Genomic DNA, 17,890 nt, shown 5'->3' with positions numbered 1-17,890 from the left:
TGACAGGGGAGAATAGCTGTGATAGTATTCTCTCTGTCAAGAAAAGCCGCTTGTATGTGCAGGTGAGCTGGTGACTATAGCGAAGAGGGTACACCCGTTCCCATCCCGAACACGGAAGTTAAGCTCTTCCTCCCCGATGATACTGCGTGGGCAACTGCGTGGGAAAATAGGAAGTCGCCGTCTCACCTGCCCACACGGGCGGTTTTTTGTTGTGTGGTTTTAATCGGACGCGAGGTCCGAACTTATGGGTGATGAGAGCCTGACGATATCTATACCTGGAGGCGCTATGATGTGATAACGCCTCCGATCACATGTCTATCAACGCCCGAGCTCCAGCCCGTGTTTGACTTCAAAGGTAACGGCTTTGGGCGAGGTCGCAAATTCGACCGCGGTAATCATAATACAGGTTAAGAAGACCAGCGCCCCCATCAGCAGGGTAAACAGCGCCGCCGGTTCTACCCATGGCATATGGCTAATAACATGAAAGCCGATCTCAAACATACTGAAAACCAGCAACCCGATAGAGATTTCAGCAGCGAGAATAGCGTTCCACTGCAGTCGGTGCCGTTTTAAGAGATGAGGCATCTCGGATTCAAGCTCTACAAGACGTTCCTTACTCAAGTTGCAGAGACTACCAGTTTCGCGCGGGTCGCATTGATTTGCCGCATGTTCTTGTTGGAGCGAGCGTAACAATTCCATATGCTCGATATGCAGCGCACGTAGACGCGCGCTGAGCGAATCATAGCGTTGGAGCAATCCATTCATAAAGAGTGTACAACTTGAAATCATCACCACAGGAGCTAGAATTAAGCTGATAACATTTTGAATATTATTCATAGGTATGCGTAAACCATGCTGTGTTTAATGAATATTATTGAATAATCTCCATAATAAATAGCCCGCACACCTTTAATGTGTAGGACTTTTATTTGAAGGCTAAGACAAACAGCATATTCCTTTCTGAGAGAACACGTTTTCTCCTATAATACGAGCGAGCTAAATTTTTAGATGTTGAACTATGCTGATATAGGATGAAAGGGTATAAATATGCTTATTATAGATGCCCATCTGGATTTAGGCTGGAATGCTTTGCAGTGGAATCGTAATCTAGAGCTGTCCACATCCACGCTGCGTATGCTGGAAGTTGGTATAGTGGGACCAGGGAGAGCTATGGGGACAACCGCATTGCCCGAGCTGCGCAGAGGAAGGGTGGCGTTGTGTTTTGCGACTTTGCTGGCCCGTTCAACCGGTCGACCAGAAGCATATATCGATTATGGATCTGCCGCCCAGGCCTATGGCGTTGCTCGAGGACAGCTAGCCTATTACCAGGCATTGGAAAAAACAGGTCATGTGCGCATCATTTATGAGCGAGCAGCGTTAGATGCGCATATGCAGGAATGGCAGGCCTGGGATGCTGATCAGCAGTCCGATGGGGCCAAACAACCACCGTTGGGGCTGATTATCAGCATGGAAAGTGCCGATCCTATTCTTGAGGCAGACGAGTTGGGCGAGTGGCAGGCGGCGGGCGTACGGCTGATTGGTCCTGCGCACTATGGTCCAGGACGGTACGCGGGTGGTACCGGTACCGAATTGCCATTGACGCCTCTGGGGCGCAAGCTGTTGAGCGAGATGAAGCGGTATAATGTAATCCTGGATGCTACCCATCTGTCAGACCAGGCATTCTGGGAGGCGGCGCGGCTGTATGATGGTCCTATGATTGCCAGCCATAACAGTTGTCGTTCACTGGTGCCGCATCAACGCCAATTTGATGATGAGCAGCTCAAGCTTATCATTGAGCGTGACGGGGTGATCGGGATGCCGCTCGACCTGATTATGCTCCAGTTTGGCTGGATTCGTGGGGGCCGGCACAATCCACCTGTCAGCCTGCATCAGGTTGTGGACCATATAGATCATATCTGCCAGCTGGCGGGGAATAGCAAGCATGTGGGCATTGGCAGTGATCTGGATGGTGGATTCGGCCGTGAGCAATCACCACAGGACCTGGATACCATCGCAGACCTGCAACTGTTGAGATCGCTTTTAACGCAGCGCGGATATGCCGAAGCGGATTGTGCAGCTATCTTACATGGCAACTGGCTGCGCTTGCTGCGCCATGTCTGGGGCGAATAGCCGTATCATATCAACTGTGGTAATGACTAAAAATCAAAAGGAAAGTAAGTGAAATGCAAGACCCTATGGCTGAATCGTACCGGCCTCAGCCCGGCAGATTTATGGTTGAGGAAAAGAATAGTCCTTTAAACCGATTTTGTCGGCAGCATCCTTTCCTCAGTACTGTATTGTTCCTCCTCTATTTCATCATTGCCTCTCGCCTTTTTAGCTATCTTCTCCTGCTGGTAATGAAAGGTTGGCATCCATCTTTTATCATCAAAAATATTATCGGCGAATGCTTTTATGTGGTGCTGGCAGTCATCCCTCTATCGCTCCTGGGCTGGTGGAGGCAGATAGGTTTTACGCGCGGTGTGCGGGGCAGGGACATCGCCCTGTATATTATACCGTTTATCGTTATTGTCCTTCCCTCGATCGTCGCGTTTCCGCTTGTCAACAGGCAGAGCAGCACAACAATTATTGTATTGGCCTTGATTGCGGCGCTGCTGGTAGGCTTTACCGAAGAAAGTCTCTTTCGCGGACTGCTTTTGCAGAGTGCGCTTCCCATGGGGATCTGGCCCGCCGTCCTTATCTCCTCGGTATTCTTCGGTGTGGTTCACCTGAGTAATATTCTGGCTGGTTTTACCTGGAACTATGTCTTCGGGCAGGCGCTGTTCGCGTTTGGCTTTGGGGTGCTGTTATCCGGGCTGCGCCTGCGTACGGGCTCAATCTGGCCGGGCATCTTATTTCATGCGGCAAAAGACATTCCAGGTTTGATCTTATTGACGGTAAATCCCAGACAGGTTTTGTCGACATCCTTAAACCTGGCGTTGTTAAGCTCTGGAATATATTGCGCTATTTTGCTTATTAATGCTGTTATTATTTTGCGGCCACACAAGGTGAGAGAGCTCAAAATCGCTTATGGGCTGCAACCGGTTGCGGTGCCGCCACCGCTGCCTGGTCAAGCAGGATAACCTTTTTATAAGAGTGATTTCGAAGGTATTGACAGGGGAGGATAGCTGTGATAGTATTCTCTCTGTCAAGAAAAGCCGCTTGTATGTGCAGGTGAGCTGGTGACTATAGCGAAGAGGGTACACCCGTTCCCATCCCGAACACGGAAGTTAAGCTCTTCCTCTCCGATGATACTGCGTGGGCAACTGCGTGGGAAAATAGGAAGTCGCCGTCTCACCTGCCCACACGAGTGGCTTTTTTGTTGCGTAGTGGTACAAGGTTTAATCGGACGCGAGGTCCGAACGTATGGTAATGAGAGCAGGGAGGTTGTCGCCACATCATGCATAGAGATCAGCTAGAAACTCCAGTTGCCACGGTAGATCTGGATAAGCTAGAACGCAATATTGCACGTCTGCAGACGCATCTGGATCGATATGGGATCGCTAATCGACCGCACATTAAAACCCATAAGATCCCTCAGATTGCTCGCATGCAGATTGAACATGGCGCGGTAGGTATTACCTGTCAGAAGCTTGGCGAAGCTGAAGTCATGGCTGACGCGGGTATTCAGGATATTTTTGTCCCCTATAACATCATCGGCGAGCGAAAGCTGGACCGCCTGGTTGAACTGGCGCGTCGATGCCGTATGAGCGTTACCGCTGATGATGAGATCGTAGTACGTGGCCTTTCGGCGGCGATGGCGCAAACTGGCCTGACGCTGCCTGTGCTGGTTGAATGCGACACCGGACTGGAGCGCTGCGGCGTACAGACTCCTGAGGCCGCCGCCACGCTGGCCCGTCTGATTGCTGATGCTCCCGGTCTCCACTTCGCTGGCCTGATGACCTATCCTAGCAGTGAACGTGCCAACACTTTTGTACGCGAAACCAGGGCTTTGCTTGCCGCCGACCAGCTTCCACTGGAGCGTACCAGCGGTGGGAGCACCCACTGTTCGTGGCAGGCGCAGGATTTTTCCGAGATCAACGAGCACCGGGCGGGCGAATATGTTTATGGAGATCGTCATGCTCTGCAATCGGGCGCGCTGACCCTGGACGAACTGGCCTTCAAGGTTACTGTCACGGTCGTCAGCCAGCCAACGGATAACCGACGTATCATTGATGGCGGAAGCAAAACATTTTCGTCTGATCTGGGAAGCGCGCCCGGCTATGGCCTCATTCTGGAATATCCCGAGGCCGTCATCTACTCACAGTCCGAAGAACACGGTCACGTAGATTTCTCCGCCTGCGCTCACAAGCCCTCAATTGGCGAGCGCCTGACCGTGATTCCCAATCACTGCTGTACCGTCACCAACCTCTTCAACCAGATCGTGGGGATCCGCAATGAGCAGGTAGAGGTCACGTGGCCCGTAGCCTGCCGCGGTCTGATACAATAAGAGCTATCAGAGTCTTTGAATGTATGGCTATTGATTGGAAGTAGTCAGCAGAGAAGGAGTGATTGTGTATGCCAAAGCAGCAGATTTCTACCCGGCAAGGTGCGACGCCGCGAGGCGCATATTCGCAAGGACTGCGCGCCGGAGACTTTATCTTTGTTTCCGGCCAGGGACCCATTGATCCAGCCACTGGTGAAATTGTGGGTCAGACAATTGAGGAACAGACGGCACGTGTGCTGGAAAATATCAAAGCGATCCTGGCTGCGGGCGGAGCCACGCTGGACGACGTGGTCAAATCAACCGTTCACCTCAGCGATCTCAGCCTGTTCGCCGACTATAATAAGGTCTATTCCAGCTATTTCTCCGATCCCAAACCCACTCGCACCACGGTCGGTAGCCAGTTAGCAGGCTTCATGGTAGAGATCGACGTCATTGCCTACGTAGGCAAATAAAGCACTATAAATACCAGTGGTGAGCCTGACTCCCGTCATCGTGGGGACCCATGGGCGCCTCCGCACTGGTTTTGGGTGGTGCTGGCGTGCGCCAGCACTACCCAATGGACTCGTGGGCATCTGCGAAGCTCAATAGCTCTTTATATGGTAGTACAACAGGAGCGCATCCGCGCTCCTGCTGTACTACCATATAAAACCAGCGCGGCTGCGCAGTGGACGCGCGTACGGGGGCACTCGTGTGCCCCCAGAGTGACCGAAGTCAAACACTCCCTAATAGAGATAGCGCCTGCCGGTAACCGGTAAAAGGCTAGATGACGGAAAGGTATTGGATGCTGAAGAACTTCTGCGTATCAAGCCAGATGCGTTCAACTTTAAAGCCAGCGCTGGCAGCGAGCTGACCAAACTCATCAAGCGTGTACTTATAAGAGCTCTCAGTCCAGATGCTCTCGTACTCATCAAATACGATCTTTTCTTTTCCCACCTGGATCTGCTGTTTTCGCTGGCTTACCAGATGCATTTCAATGCGGCTCTCAGCTGGATTGTAGAACGCATAATGGCCGAAATGATCTAGCTGAAAATCAGTGTTGAGCTCATGGTTGAGCCGCTCCAGCAGATGCAGATTAAAAGCAGCGGTAACTCCCGCCCGATCGTTGTAGGCGCTATGTAAGATGGCGAAATCTTTTTTCAGATCAACTCCGATCAAAAGGCCGCCGCCCCGGCCACAGGTATGAGCGATCTGAGCCAGAAATTTTCTGGCTGGCCCTCGATCAAAGTTCCCGATTGTAGAGCCTGGATAGTAAGCTACTTTACGAGCTCCTGGCTGTGTCGGATCGGGCAGGGCGAAATTGCTCGTATAGTCCGCGCAAATGGGTAGGATTTCGAGCTTTGGATAGGACTGTGACAGTCTGAGAGAGGCCTGCAGCAGATGTTCTTTAGAAATGTCGATAGGTACATAGGCCACTGGTTGCGCCAGGTGATCTAACAACTGCCGCGTCTTCATGCTGCTCCCACTGCCATACTCAATGAGCATGCAGCATGGTCCCAGGGTGGCCGCGATATCCTGGATCTGCTGCTGCATAATCTGCAACTCGGTACGTGTAAGATAGTACTCATCGAGTTCTGTAATACGATCGAATAATTGTGAGCCAACCTCATCATAAAAGTACTTGCTCGGAAGTTCTTTAATCGGCTTCTGCAAGCCTCGCAAAATTTCCATCCGAACCGTTTTCTGTTTAGGGGCGAAATCATACCGCTCAAGTTGTTCCTGAATGCTCTGTACGATGTTACACCTCTCGTGCTAAACGAATGCCCATAAATTGCCAGCGTGCATCTGGTGGGAAGAAGTTGCGGTAAGTGGGACGAATATGGGTAACGGAGGTGGCGCAAGATCCGCCACGCAGAACAAACTGATTGCACATGAACTTGCCGTTATATTCGCCCAGCGCACCGGGTGCGGGATGATAACCACGATACGGTAGATACGCGCTTTGCGTCCACTCCCAGACGTCCCCATACATCTGTTCCGGTTTGATAGGATCGACCGTTTTTTTCAGCGGAACCGGATGGAACTGCTGGTTTTCAACAAAGTTACCCTCGGTCGGTACCTGCCTGGCCGCCAGTTCCCACTCAGCTTCGGTTGTCAGGCGTGCATCGGCCCAGCGTGCATACGCATCGGCCTCATAATAGCTGACATGGCAGACCGGTTCGGTCGGTTCAACTGGTCGCAGACCACTCAACGTCATCATCATCCACTGTCCCTCATGTTTCTCCCAGTACAGCGGCGCCTGCCACTGCTCACTCTGAACCGTATTCCAGCCGCTGGAGAGCCAGAGCAAAGGATTTTGATAGCCTCCATCCTCAATAAATTGGAGATACTCGCCGTTGGTGATCAAGCGTGAGCCCAACTGGTAAGCATCTACAAACTCGCGATGGTATGGTCCTTCATTGTCGTAAAAAAAGCCATCACCCTCATATCCGATCCAGGCCAGTTGTTCTGGATAGCTGATCCAGCTTAGCGCCGAGGGAGGCGTGGTGGAAGAAAGCGCTTGCTCCTGATAAACCGGGTGCAAAGGATTGCAGGAGAGGACATGTTTGATGTCCGTCACCATCAATTCTTGATGTTGCTGTTCATGATGGATGCCCAATGTTACCACTGGCGCAGCTTTGGTCAGGGCCTCGTCGGTACATGTCGATAAAAAGTTGCTGACACACTCATCCACATACCGGCGATAAGCATATGTTTCCTGAACGGTAGGCCGTGAAATCAAGCCTCGTTTGGGCCGGCAATGGCGCTCACCGACCGAATTGTAGTAAGAATTGAACAGATAGGCGTATTGTGGATGAGGAGACGTGTAGTCTGGCATATACGATGATAGCACAAACGTTTCAAAGAACCAGGAAGTGTGGGCCAGATGCCAGCGTGTAGGGCTAACATCGGGCATCGACTGAATCACATAATCTTCTGTTACCAGAGGGACACAGAGCTGCTCTGAGAAGCGACGCACACGCAGGTAATCTTCCAGCAGGGCTTGTCGAGGTGACGACTGTGCCAGGACTGGATGATCTTGAATGTTTTTTGCCACGCTATAACTCCTTCAATTAAGCTCAGGCTGTCGAACCGAGTGAGCTGAAGCAAGGCAGACAGCAGCCTTTTTCCGGCAGAGGATGCATGCCTGTAGCTTTTATGTCGTCTTTTCTCCTCCAGAAGGTTCAATGTTGTACCTGTTTTTCGCTTTAAAGTGATCAATATATCAGGTCTTTACTAGAGATTTATGATCTAGCATAGACTTTATTATTGTAAACTTAAAAACGCTTTTGCTCAAGTTGAGAAAAGCTACAGCTGGCATGAAAAGCGTAAAGGATGTAGGGGCAAAAGGAAAAGAGGCACCGTTCAAGGGTGCCTCTTCGCGGTGGATGAAGGTTATTCGCGGGTTAGAAGTGCGCGAACCAGGGTATCGATCTCCTCTTCAGTATTGAAGAAACCGGTTGAGATGCGCAGGGCTTTGTTGTCTGGAATACTGCGGGTGGCGATATTGTGTTTTTCGCGCAGATAAGTAACGAGCTGTGCTTCATCTGTATTGGCGATAGTAAATGAGAGGATGCCATTGTGGCCAGGTTCGGGAGTGAGGATAGTCAGATCAGGGATCTGTTTAAGTGCCTGGTAGGCGTAGCTATTCAGCTCTTTGATACGTGCGAAGAGCCAGTCATAGCCGACCACCGTTTCCAGCCAGTGCAGAACGGCGCTCTGACCATTAATGGCCGCAGTCTGACGGCCACCAACCTCGAAGCGTTGTGCGTGATCGTGCAACTCCCAGTCTCCAGCAGGGCCAAACTTCATAGAATGGTAGCCTACATACGTTGACTGAATGTAGTGCATCGAATCCTTGCGCACATAGAGTGCTCCTGTCCCGTCAGGTCCGCACAGCCACTTTTGCATTGGGATGGCATAGAAATCCACTCCCAGCGCGGCAACATCGAGGGGGATGTTACCGGCGGATTGAGCTCCGTCAATGAGGACGGGAATGTTGTGCGCGCGGCCCAGGTCAGCTACTTCCTGCACATCCACGATGGCCCCGGTGGTCCAGGTGACGTGGGAAAGGGAGATGAGACGTGTGCGTGGCGTGATCAACTGCTCGATAGCGGTCCGGGCGGATTGATTGGCCTGGGGACCCAGATCGGCGATGCGGATGACGATGCCTGTGCGATCGCGTATCTGATAGAGAGGGGCCAATGCACTGATATGCTCATGGTTGGTTGTAATCACCTCATCGCCGGCCTGCCAGTTAATACCATAACTCACGATATTCATACCTTCACCGGTATTATCCGTGAGCGTAATCTCTTCTTCCTGGCAGTGGAGCAAACGAGCGACATGCTCACGTGCCTGCTGAGAGATCGTCGTGATCCCTCCAAAACCATGAGGTCCCAGGCGACCTTCCTGCCATTCTTCCTGAATACGGGCCGTTATCGCCTGAGGTACACAATCGGGCAAAGGACCAAAGGTACCGGTATTTAAATAGATCTGTCTGATCGTGGCCGGGAGGGCCTGGCGGATTTCTTGAAGATGGGTAAGCGCAGCCAAAATAGATGATCTCCTCTAGTATAGGTGCGACCGTGATACATTTGGCGAACAGTGATATGTGGTCGCAGGCTGTATAGTAACAGTATGTGCTTATAGTATAACTCATATATATGTTGCTCCGCTGTTGGGGGGGCTGGGATATTTCGTCCTTTTGTATGGATGAAAGGAACAATTCCCTGGGTATATACGAATGATGCTGACTGGCGCTATGCGAGTCCGGAACGACATAGTATAGTATACATAGCTGAAAATGTTTACTTAGAGAAAGATGGACAAGTCTATGCGTATTCGCTATTTTCGTCCGGGAGATATTTCTACCATTATCAACATTCGACAGGCGGCCGCCATTGCCGATCGCATTCCGACGACGAGCGAAGAGGCATTCACTGCCTGGTTTCTAGCCCCCGAACGTGAAGCCCAGGCGAATGCCTTCGTAATGACCGATGACGACGATGAATTGTTAACCTGGGGGCAGGCAGGAACGCTGGAAGGGATAGAAGGGGAGATTGTCGGTTACACCATTGTAGAATGCCTGAGGGATGCTGAAGGCTATCATTTACGCTGCCGAGGTGCGGTTCATCCCGAGCATCGGCGTAGAGGTGCGGGTCGCGCATTACTGGTCGGGGCTTTAAATCGGGCGCGGCTGCTGGCCTCAGATTTCGAATTTGAAGCTGAAGCTGAGGGAGTGCCGATCTACTTTGAGGCCTTACTCCCAGGTGCTGATCAGGCGTCGTCTCAGCTGGCTGTAAAATGTGATTTAGCAGTCGTGCATCAATTTAATATTGATGGCTTGCAACTCTATCGCATGGAAATATAGTAATAAATGGCAGAGCTGCAAAGAGCGGGATACATAAATGCGCACAAAAGCCTCCGTCTGCTAGTGGGGGGGAAAATACTAGCAGTTCGGAAGCTGAGATACTAATCTGTTTCTACTCCGACATTGTCCTCTTCAAGAAGAGAGGATGGGGCTGCAAGTAAGGCTTCCAGTGTTGAACGGCGAATTCGATATGCCTGGCGTATACCACTATGGGGAAGTGAGATCGCCTCAAGCACACCACTTTTAATCCATCGGCGAACGGTTGTATCGTCAACACGTAGTTGCTTTGCCACCTCGCCAACTGTTAACAGATCCGCTTCCTCGTTTGCCACAATTTCCTCTTTCTGGCCTGCGATTCTAGTCAGACCGGATGAATATTTACTACGATGTTAATGCATTAAGACAAAATAATATGTCAGACAATATATATTTTGTCTATTAACTATAATGACGATCCTGCCGTTTTTTTGTAACATTCTTTTTGCAAATCTTTACACTGTAGTAACGAGGTGGATAGCTACAAAAAAGTATCACTTTTATATGTAAAGTAGGTGTACTATCAATCGTTTGATTGAACTATCCGCCGATCCTTGACATCGTCCGGTTAGTTCTACGAAACCGTTTATCACCAATATAATGTTTTAATTCTTTGTTGAGCACCGCCTGGCGGATCGCTTCCACGAGTGGCTCATCGTCCGTATGTGTGCGTACAATCGTGCGGAGATCGGTTTCTTCGGTACCGAAGAGGCAGGTGCGCAATTGCCCATCCGCCGTAAGGCGAATACGATCACAGGTAGAACAGAAAGGCTCACTCACAGGATTAATGAAGCCGACTTCGCCAATGCCATCACTAAATGTGTAGCGACGAGCGGTTTCGGATGGGTCTCCAGAGGTAATTCTTTGCAAGGGGCCATATTCGGATTCAATAATCTGTTTGATTTCGGCTCCAGTTAGAATATCTTCTTTGCGCCAGATTTGATCCGCATCTAGTGGCATAAATTCTATCCAACGTACAACGTATGCTTTATCACGAGCCAGGCGGGCAAACGCGAGGACCTCTTCCTCAGTGTAGCCACGCATCGCCACCGCGTTGATCTTAATCGGGCGAATAGAAGGATAGTGTTCTAGCTCGGCCAGCCCCTCGAGAACCTTATCTAATTGATCGCGTCGCGTCAGGCGTGCGAACTTCTCGCGCAGGAGAGAATCCAGGCTGACATTGATGCGTGTCAACCCTGCCTCGGCCAGCGCCTTCGCCTGTTGTTTCAGCAAGATGCCATTCGTCGTTAAGCTCAGGCTACGTAGCCCCTCAAGTTGTCCCAACTGGCGAACCAGTTCCGGAACATCACGTCTCACCAGTGGTTCGCCGCCGGTCAGACGGATCTGTTCAATGCCCATCTGTACCGAAACGCGCGCGATACGTATAATCTCTTCATAAGAAAGAATCTCATCTTTCTTAAGCCAGGGGAGTCCTTCCGCAGGCATACAATAGGTGCAACGAAAATTGCACTTATCGGTAATCGAGATACGCATACTTTTAATACGTCGTCCATAGCTATCTACAAGTAATTTCATATCTGTGCCCCTCTATATGTAAGTCTAACGAACGTGCTTTTATGTCATACTATAGCACGTTTGTAGACGCATGTGGGATACCTACTGTTATGACGTGTATGGGATACAGACTATTAAGGAATTCGCCGGCTGCATTACCAATCTCTACAATGATGAATGGGAGGCATCAAAGCAGGTAAGATTTTTTGCACTTCTTATTAAATTTGTTTTGAAGATGTCTTATTTTCGTTTGTAAAAGGAGTTTGAGCGCCTCCTGGTATATTGTGTCTGTGCTGTTGGCGCAGTGCGCCAACAGCACAGACACAATATACCAGGAGGCGACTGATAGCTGTTCTTCAAGAAAAAGATCCCGGCTACTTAAAATAGTCGGGATCTTTTTTTGCGCTATGGTATCGACTAGGCGTCGTAGTACATAGAGAATTCGATGGGATTTGGGCGCAGGCGAACCTGGTCGGCTTGCTCACGCTTGAGATCCACATATTTTTCCAGTACGTCCGAGGTAAAGACGCCACCTTCAAGCAAGAAGGCATGATCGTTCTCAAGAGCCTTAAGGGACTCATCCAGTGATCCTGGTACCGAGCTGATCTCTCTTAATTCTTCTTTACTCATGCTGTACAGGTCTTTATCGACGGGACCATAGCCATACTGGCTGGGATCGATCTCGTTGCGGATACCATCCAGACCGGCCATGAGTAAGGCGGAGAAGAGCAGGTATGGGTTCGCCGTTGGATCGGGTGGGCGGAACTCCACGCGGGTCGCTTTGGGACTCTCGGTCCGTGGGATACGAATGGCCGCGCTACGGTTGCCCTGTGAGAAGACCAGATTTACTGGCGCTTCAAAGCCTGGAACCAGGCGTTTATAGCTATTGGTGGAGGAGGCCGCGATCGCCAGGATCGAAGGAGCGTGGGTCAGCACGCCGCCGATGTAGTAGCGAGCCATCTGCGATAGGTTGGCGTAGCTACCCTCTTCATAGAAGAGCGGCTGGCCATTTTTCCACAGGCTCTGATGGGTATGCATGCCTGATCCGTTATCGCCGTAGACTGGTTTGGGCATAAATGTGACCGACTTCCCATATTTGCGGGCGGTATTTTTGATCACATATTTGAAGAGCAGGAGCTTATCCGCTGTGTTGAGCAAGGTGCCAAACTTATAGTCAATTTCACACTGGCCGGCGGCGCCAACTTCGTGGTGGTGGGCTTCAACTGTAATGCCCAGGTTCTCCAGGTTCATCACCATCTCTGAACGTAGATCCTGGTAAGTATCGCTCGGGGCAACCGGGAAATAGCCGCCCTTGACGTTCATCAGGTGTCCAAGGTTACGAGCATCTTCACGGCCCTTACTGTTCCAGTGAGCCTCTTCCGAATCGACCTCTGCATATTGGATATTATCGCCAGAAGCGTAGCGAACGTTATCAAAAATGTAGAACTCCGCTTCCGGACCAAAGAAGGCGGTATCGGCGATGCCTGTGCTGCGCAGGTAATCTTCCGCCTTGCGCGCGATATAACGTGGGTCACGGCTATAGGGCTTCTGGCTACCGGCTCGACCAGGATGAGCGATATCACATGTGAGGCTCAGAGTTGGAATGTTGGTGAATGGATCCAGGAACGCCGTATCGGCATCGGGGATCACCAGCATATCACTCTCATTGATGGTCTGGAAGCCGCGAACGCTGGAACCATCGAATGGCAAGCCCTCGGAAAATAAGTCTTCTGATAATACATGCACGGGCACACTGAAATGCTGCCAGGTACCTGGTAGATCAGAAAATTTGAAGTCGACAATCTTGACTCCGTTTTCTTTCGCTAGCTTTAAGACTTCCTCTGGGGTCATCTGTCTTGTTCTCCTCTTAACATGGTATCCTCGCATCATTGCAGGAAATGATGGCATGCATTGCCCAATAGTGCCGTAAGCGATTAATACATAGTATTAAGCTCATTAACCTCGTGCCCACGAGATTGTACTTGCCTGCCTTTATAATATGACGGTTATAGAGGAGTATACTACAGACAGTTTATCCGAAACTTACCGACCATAAATTGTGCACAATGCACAATCCGTGCTGAAAAATGTTCGGCTTTCTGTCTATTTAGACAACCACGACCGTGCCAGGGGGATTTGTCGTCTCCAGAATCGATGTGCATACTAAACACAAAATAGGTTTCTCTACATGGGTGGCATGCTGAAAAATGGTTGATACAAGAATATAACCTGGTATTATGTCCTTTCGCGCTCATATCGTTGCTTAAGGGATGACCTGATTTTGTGTTTTGTGGATTTCTGTAGTTACCTGCTTTGTGCAATTCGTACATGAGGATATGGAAAGGCATGTATGTTTTGGTAGGGAGTCTTTTCATGGTGTCAGTGGTTGGTGTGCAGTATGCTGCTCCAATGCCTGCCTGTACTCGCTAGGACTCTGTCCAAAGCGTTGATGAAATTGTCTGCTAAAATAAAAAGGGCTGCTAAAACCTACTTCTTCCGCGATGGTGGCGATGGTGAGGTTGCTGAACTCCAGTAGCCTGGTAGCTTTGTCCAGCCGCAGGGCGATCAGCACGTTGATCAGCGAATTACCTGTTTCCTGTTTAAAAAGGTGAGAGAGGCGTGAGGGAGAAAGCGCGACCAGCGCGGCCAACGTCTTCAGATCATACTGTGTTTTAAGGTTTTCCGCCATCATCTGCAGCAGCGACTGGATGCGTGGGTCTAGCGCCTGCCTGACCTGTTGCGCTGATGCACGGGTAGCCAGCAATAAGATCTCTTCGAGCCCATTGAGTGCCAGTTCACGTTGCAGCATATCCATGCTTCTCTGGACGCCTGGTGAGTTGTTCTCCGGCCGAGAAGTGGAAAGATGGCTTGAGGGAGCGCTGGCATCGGCATGCAGTTGTAGGAATGTATTGTGTATCCGTTCACGTATCGCTGAAGATGATAAAGAGATGGCATACAATCCGCGTCCTTTTTCAGGTAGTTGCCACCACGACAGCCAGCTCAAACGTGGCTGAAAATGGGTCCAGAGAAACTCCCAATAGCCATCACGGGGAACCGAGTAATCGTGAACGGCATCCGGTTGCAGCAAGACAAGCGTTCCTGGCGTGGCCAGCAACTGCACGCCAGGTTGGCGATAGAGCCCCTGACCCGCGAGTGTATAGGTGATGAGCCAGTTGCCTGATCCATGTGCGCGATAAACTGCGTAATCCTCATGCTCTTGAAAGGAGCCTGTAACGAGAATCGCTGGTGGTGGTGAGGTCATTTCTTCAATTGTCATATAGCAGGATTGTACATGTTCTCGACCGGCCTGTCTATTCTTTTTTCTGCCAGGGTCAGCTACAGTAAAGGCAGGGCAGTTATCCGGTCATGGGGGCGCGCACGTGCCCCCAGGGGGACGGGAGTCAGAAACGCTGCCAGCTTAATTATTGAGAAAGAAGAGGATAAGCATGTCAACGACGATGAAGCGACTAACAGCTGAGCAACTGCGAGCATTTCAGCAAGATGGTTACCTGGTGATACAGAACCTGTTGGCACCCTCCGAAGTCGAAGCACTGATCCAAAATTTCATGCAGGTGCATGCCCGAGGACGCGTTCCCGGCTACTTTGAGCCGGTTCCCGCCGAGCAGGCCAATGGAGATATACTCAAGCAATATCCGCGTATCATGCATCCACATCGCTTTAACGATATGGCTCTGCGCTATCTGCTGGATCCACGACTAGGGAATATTCTGGAAGATCTATTCGGAGAGGAACCGCTGGCCGCGCAGAGCATGCTCTACTTTAAGCCGGCGGGTGGGAAAGGGCAGGCGCTGCACCAGGACAACTTTTTCCTGCGTGTTGAACCGGGAACGTGCATCGCGGCCTGGATTGCGCTGGACAAGGTGGATCGAGAGAATGGTGGTCTGGAGGTGGTGCCGGGAACGCAGAACATGGGTATCTGCTGTCCAGAAGAGGCTGATGAGAGCGTCTCCTTTACCAAAGACTATGTTCCTATCCCCGAGGGATTGCAGGCGGTGCCGGTGGATATGGAGCCGGGTGATGTCTTATTCTTCAATGGCAGCCTGGTTCATGGTTCGCAGCCCAACACCAGCCGGGACCGCTATCGGCGCTCATTCATCTGTCACTATATTGGCCGCTCCTCCGAGCGCATGTCGCTCTGGTACCGACCGATCCTAACCCTGAACGGTGAAGAGGTCTCCATTGCTGAGAATACTGATGGTGGACCCTGTGGCACCGAATTTGGCATGGCAGGTCCACACTAAAGTGTTGTTGACGCCTGTATCAGAGAACCAGGCGACCGCAAGAGGCAAATGTAGTCATATCATAGCGCTCAAGGGCCGAGATATCCTCAATCGTGTCGATATCCAGGGAAAGTCCAAGGCTATGATGGACCGTGTAGCTAAGATGGCGTTTTTGGGCTTCATTCTGGTGATGGTAGCGGCTATTCACGCCAAATTTATAGGGCAGGATCAGTGGAGGATGGGTAAGCAGGGCATTGGTCCCGGTGCCATCCTGTGATGTGGCAATGACAACATCGTGACATCTCGATTCTTCAACAAGTTGGCCAATATCAGCCACCTGCAGCAAAGGCAGGTCGGCTGATATGGTTAACAGGGCATCGGCCCCCTGCAAAAGCTCATGGGTAGCGGCGGCGGTCAAAGCGGGATTGTGACCAGCTTGTGTTTCTACCAGAGCCTGCGCCCCCCAATGTTGAGCTTGCTGTAGCACGCGAGTATCAGCGCTAACAACCGAGACATGCTCGAAGACCTGGCTTACCTGCAAGGTCTGCAAAACATGGTGGAGCATATCCAGCATAAGACTGGCGCGTTGTTCGGCTGTCAGGTGGGAAGCGAGTCGGCTTTTCGCCGCTTCAAGCGATTTCACAGGGACAAGGGCTGTATATTTCACAAGCTTTTCCTATTACCTTCACCAATTATCCAGGCCCGCTGCACGCAGGACATGGCGGGCGAGCTCGGCCTTCGCCTGACTGTCACTCATAATAGTATTGGTGACAGACGTAGGGATGCCAAGGTCCTCAATAGCCTCGGCCAGGTGTGCATCGCGAGTATCGATGACCATGACATCAAGGAAATCGCGATAGTGGCGGGCAACGCCAACCGCCGATACATCCATATGCAGGCCCCGCATCAACTTATCCGCGGGTCCTTTGATGGGCGCACCCCCCACGATCGGGCTGACCGCGACAATCATGCCACTGGTCTCATGCAACGCATCGTGGATGCCTGGGACGGCCAGAATGCTGCCAATGCTCACGATAGGATTGCTGGGCGCCAGCAGGATGGCATCGGCTGTTTTAAGCGCTTCCAGCACGCCGGGCGCGGGCTTCGCCTCTTTGGCCCCCACAAAAACAACATCCTGTACTTCATCAGAACACCGGCGTTGAACCATGTATTCCTCAAAATGAAAAAGTCCGGCCGGCGTTTGAATATGGGTAGCAACAGGTTGATCACTCATAGGCAGGATGCGTAGCTTTAAGCCGAAGTGCGCACGCAGTTCATCGGCCACCTCGCTTAATGACTTGCCCTCGCGCAGGCGTGCGGTCCGATGAATATGCGTTGCCAGGTCCCGATCTCCCAGCGCGAACCAGTCTTCATGGCCATAGCTGGTCAATTGTTCCATGGTATGGAAGGTATCACCGCGAATCCCCCAACCATTTTTCTCATCGACAATACCGGCCAGGGTATACATCACGATATCGGTATCGGGTGAGACATTGAGTCCATAAAAGACGCGATCATCACCAGTATTGGTAATGACCGTAATTTCCTCCTGTGGCACGACCTGGACGAGGCCCTGTAAGAAGCGTGCGGCGCCGACTCCACCGGCTAGAACGACAATCATCTGTTACCTCAATCAAAGCGAACTATTAAACTATCTAAAGGCAGGCGCGGGCGCCTTTTGGGATCCGCCGCAGCATAGCCTACGGGAATCAGCGCCTGTGGGATCAAGCGGGTATCCAGATCCAGGGCCGCGCAGGCAACTTCTGGGCAGAACAGAGGCGCGCACATCCAACCGGTATCCAGCCCCAGATCATAGGCGGTCAAGAGCAGGTTCTGAATCGCGGCCCCGATGCTCTGGACCGCCATCGTCTTCTCATCTTCCTGGCGCCGTGCATCGGGATACTGATCCAGGTCCTCCAGATAGAGGCAGGGCATAATCAAAGCTGGCGCACGTAGAATACGCTGATACGATTTTTCCAGACGAATGGTAACGATCTCTGGAGACTGTCCATCCATTTCAAGATTTTCCCGCCACGTTGCGCCCATCGCATCGGCCAGGCGCTGTTTGAGATCGGGTCTGGTGAGCACGACGAAGCGCCAGGGTTGACGCCCGTGTGGGGATGGAGCCCAGCGCGCCGCTTCCAGCATTTGCAGAAGCATCTCGCGCGGTACCGCCTTATCCTGGTACTGGCGAACACTACGGCGACTGCGCATCAACGTGGCAAGATCAGCGACACGTTTGGGTGTGGTAACTGGACGGTCAGCCACGCTATCATTAGTTGTATTGGTTTCTTTCATGAAAAT

General features: G+C 51.3%; 17 protein-coding genes and 2 rRNA genes. 8 read left to right on the top strand and 11 right to left on the bottom strand.

What is annotated here, in order from left to right; translation table 11 throughout:
- The first annotated feature begins 66 nt into the window (after positions 1 to 66).
- Positions 67 to 183 (top strand): 5S ribosomal RNA (rrf, locus tag KTT_RS01280).
- Between the two features lie 135 nt (positions 184 to 318).
- Here the strand turns inward: rrf (KTT_RS01280) and KTT_RS01275 are convergent.
- The gene (locus KTT_RS01275) at positions 319 to 837 is read right to left on the bottom strand and encodes a DUF2721 domain-containing protein (protein ID WP_126594264.1); all 519 of its coding nucleotides are present in this window, start codon (positions 835 to 837) and stop codon (positions 319 to 321) included.
- 210 nt (positions 838 to 1,047) lie between these two features.
- Between KTT_RS01275 and KTT_RS01270 the strand changes: the two genes are divergently transcribed.
- The 5 genes from KTT_RS01270 (at position 1,048) to KTT_RS01250 (ending at position 4,896) form a co-directional block, all read left to right on the top strand.
- Positions 1,048 to 2,130, top strand: a complete 1,083-nt coding sequence (locus tag KTT_RS01270) for a dipeptidase (RefSeq protein ID WP_126594263.1) — start codon at positions 1,048 to 1,050, stop codon at positions 2,128 to 2,130.
- Positions 2,131 to 2,183: 53 nt separating this feature from the next.
- Positions 2,184 to 3,080 carry a CPBP family intramembrane glutamic endopeptidase gene (locus KTT_RS01265; protein WP_126594262.1) on the top strand — a complete coding sequence of 299 codons (897 nt, stop codon included), beginning with the start codon at positions 2,184 to 2,186 and terminating at the stop codon, positions 3,078 to 3,080.
- 95 nt (positions 3,081 to 3,175) lie between these two features.
- A 5S ribosomal RNA gene (gene rrf / locus KTT_RS01260) occupies positions 3,176 to 3,292 on the top strand.
- Between the two features lie 105 nt (positions 3,293 to 3,397).
- Positions 3,398 to 4,447, top strand: coding sequence for a D-TA family PLP-dependent enzyme (locus KTT_RS01255; protein ID WP_126594261.1), 1,050 nt, complete (start codon positions 3,398 to 3,400; stop codon positions 4,445 to 4,447).
- Positions 4,448 to 4,515: 68 nt separating this feature from the next.
- The gene (locus KTT_RS01250; RefSeq protein WP_126594260.1) at positions 4,516 to 4,896 is read left to right on the top strand and encodes a RidA family protein; all 381 of its coding nucleotides are present in this window, start codon (positions 4,516 to 4,518) and stop codon (positions 4,894 to 4,896) included.
- A 307-nt stretch (positions 4,897 to 5,203) separates the two neighbouring features.
- Here KTT_RS01250 and egtD read toward each other — a convergent pair whose 3' ends face one another.
- From egtD to KTT_RS01235, 3 genes are all read right to left on the bottom strand, one after another.
- A complete protein-coding gene (gene egtD / locus KTT_RS01245; protein ID WP_126594259.1) occupies positions 5,204 to 6,112 on the bottom strand; it encodes an L-histidine N(alpha)-methyltransferase in 909 nt (302 codons plus the stop codon).
- A 67-nt stretch (positions 6,113 to 6,179) separates the two neighbouring features.
- Positions 6,180 to 7,478, bottom strand: coding sequence for an ergothioneine biosynthesis protein EgtB (egtB, locus tag KTT_RS01240; RefSeq protein ID WP_126594258.1), 1,299 nt, complete (start codon positions 7,476 to 7,478; stop codon positions 6,180 to 6,182).
- 338 nt (positions 7,479 to 7,816) lie between these two features.
- Positions 7,817 to 8,977 carry an aminotransferase class V-fold PLP-dependent enzyme gene (locus tag KTT_RS01235; protein WP_160145565.1) on the bottom strand — a complete coding sequence of 387 codons (1,161 nt, stop codon included), beginning with the start codon at positions 8,975 to 8,977 and terminating at the stop codon, positions 7,817 to 7,819.
- Positions 8,978 to 9,257: 280 nt separating this feature from the next.
- On the opposite strand from KTT_RS01235, the gene KTT_RS01230 reads away from it, so the two are divergent.
- Complete coding sequence (locus tag KTT_RS01230; RefSeq protein WP_160145564.1) at positions 9,258 to 9,794, top strand: GNAT family N-acetyltransferase; 537 nt, start codon at positions 9,258 to 9,260, stop codon at positions 9,792 to 9,794.
- Positions 9,795 to 9,895: 101 nt separating this feature from the next.
- On the opposite strand, the gene KTT_RS01225 is transcribed toward KTT_RS01230, so the two are convergent.
- From KTT_RS01225 to KTT_RS01210, 4 genes are all read right to left on the bottom strand, one after another.
- Positions 9,896 to 10,126, bottom strand: a complete 231-nt coding sequence (locus tag KTT_RS01225; protein ID WP_126594255.1) for a helix-turn-helix domain-containing protein — start codon at positions 10,124 to 10,126, stop codon at positions 9,896 to 9,898.
- Between the two features lie 244 nt (positions 10,127 to 10,370).
- A complete protein-coding gene (gene moaA / locus KTT_RS01220) occupies positions 10,371 to 11,366 on the bottom strand; it encodes a GTP 3',8-cyclase MoaA (protein WP_126594254.1) in 996 nt (331 codons plus the stop codon).
- Positions 11,367 to 11,762: 396 nt separating this feature from the next.
- Positions 11,763 to 13,196: a type I glutamate--ammonia ligase gene (gene glnA, locus KTT_RS01215; protein WP_126594253.1), complete on the bottom strand. Its 1,434-nt coding sequence runs from the start codon at positions 13,194 to 13,196 to the stop codon at positions 11,763 to 11,765.
- Positions 13,197 to 13,716: 520 nt separating this feature from the next.
- Positions 13,717 to 14,622 (bottom strand): helix-turn-helix domain-containing protein, encoded by a 906-nt coding sequence (locus tag KTT_RS01210; protein WP_126594252.1) that lies wholly within the window; start codon positions 14,620 to 14,622, stop codon positions 13,717 to 13,719.
- 169 nt (positions 14,623 to 14,791) lie between these two features.
- Between KTT_RS01210 and KTT_RS01205 the strand changes: the two genes are divergently transcribed.
- Positions 14,792 to 15,607 (top strand): phytanoyl-CoA dioxygenase family protein, encoded by an 816-nt coding sequence (locus KTT_RS01205; protein ID WP_126594251.1) that lies wholly within the window; start codon positions 14,792 to 14,794, stop codon positions 15,605 to 15,607.
- 19 nt (positions 15,608 to 15,626) lie between these two features.
- Here KTT_RS01205 and cofC read toward each other — a convergent pair whose 3' ends face one another.
- From cofC to KTT_RS01190, 3 genes are read right to left on the bottom strand one after another with little or no spacing between them, the layout of a single operon-like run.
- Positions 15,627 to 16,253 carry a 2-phospho-L-lactate guanylyltransferase gene (cofC, locus tag KTT_RS01200; RefSeq protein ID WP_126594250.1) on the bottom strand — a complete coding sequence of 209 codons (627 nt, stop codon included), beginning with the start codon at positions 16,251 to 16,253 and terminating at the stop codon, positions 15,627 to 15,629.
- Between the two features lie 18 nt (positions 16,254 to 16,271).
- Positions 16,272 to 17,207, bottom strand: coding sequence for a 2-phospho-L-lactate transferase (gene cofD / locus KTT_RS01195; RefSeq protein WP_126594249.1), 936 nt, complete (start codon positions 17,205 to 17,207; stop codon positions 16,272 to 16,274).
- Positions 17,208 to 17,215: 8 nt separating this feature from the next.
- A complete protein-coding gene (locus KTT_RS01190) occupies positions 17,216 to 17,884 on the bottom strand; it encodes a nitroreductase family protein (RefSeq protein WP_126594248.1) in 669 nt (222 codons plus the stop codon).
- Between the last annotated feature and the right edge of the window lie 6 nt (positions 17,885 to 17,890).

The organism is Dictyobacter aurantiacus (assembly GCF_003967515.1).
GTDB classification, from domain to species: Bacteria; Chloroflexota; Ktedonobacteria; order Ktedonobacterales; family Ktedonobacteraceae; genus Dictyobacter; species Dictyobacter aurantiacus.
This window is presented reverse-complemented; position numbering and strand designations above follow the sequence as displayed.

Excerpts from the sequence above, each read along its gene's own strand:
- KTT_RS01275 (WP_126594264.1), bottom strand. The coding sequence starts at position 837 with ATGAATAATATTCAAAATGTTATCAGCTTAATTCTAGCTCCTGTGGTG.
- KTT_RS01270 (WP_126594263.1), top strand. The coding sequence starts at position 1,048 with ATGCTTATTATAGATGCCCATCTGGATTTAGGCTGGAATGCTTTGCAG.
- KTT_RS01265 (WP_126594262.1), top strand. The coding sequence starts at position 2,184 with ATGCAAGACCCTATGGCTGAATCGTACCGGCCTCAGCCCGGCAGATTT.
- KTT_RS01255 (WP_126594261.1), top strand. The coding sequence starts at position 3,398 with ATGCATAGAGATCAGCTAGAAACTCCAGTTGCCACGGTAGATCTGGAT.
- KTT_RS01250 (WP_126594260.1), top strand. The coding sequence starts at position 4,516 with ATGCCAAAGCAGCAGATTTCTACCCGGCAAGGTGCGACGCCGCGAGGC.
- egtD (WP_126594259.1), bottom strand. The coding sequence starts at position 6,112 with ATGGAAATTTTGCGAGGCTTGCAGAAGCCGATTAAAGAACTTCCGAGC.
- KTT_RS01230 (WP_160145564.1), top strand. The coding sequence starts at position 9,258 with ATGCGTATTCGCTATTTTCGTCCGGGAGATATTTCTACCATTATCAAC.
- moaA (WP_126594254.1), bottom strand. The coding sequence starts at position 11,366 with ATGAAATTACTTGTAGATAGCTATGGACGACGTATTAAAAGTATGCGT.
- glnA (WP_126594253.1), bottom strand. The coding sequence starts at position 13,196 with ATGACCCCAGAGGAAGTCTTAAAGCTAGCGAAAGAAAACGGAGTCAAG.
- KTT_RS01210 (WP_126594252.1), bottom strand. The coding sequence starts at position 14,622 with ATGACAATTGAAGAAATGACCTCACCACCACCAGCGATTCTCGTTACA.
- KTT_RS01205 (WP_126594251.1), top strand. The coding sequence starts at position 14,792 with ATGTCAACGACGATGAAGCGACTAACAGCTGAGCAACTGCGAGCATTT.
- cofD (WP_126594249.1), bottom strand. The coding sequence starts at position 17,207 with ATGATTGTCGTTCTAGCCGGTGGAGTCGGCGCCGCACGCTTCTTACAG.
- KTT_RS01190 (WP_126594248.1), bottom strand. The coding sequence starts at position 17,884 with ATGAAAGAAACCAATACAACTAATGATAGCGTGGCTGACCGTCCAGTT.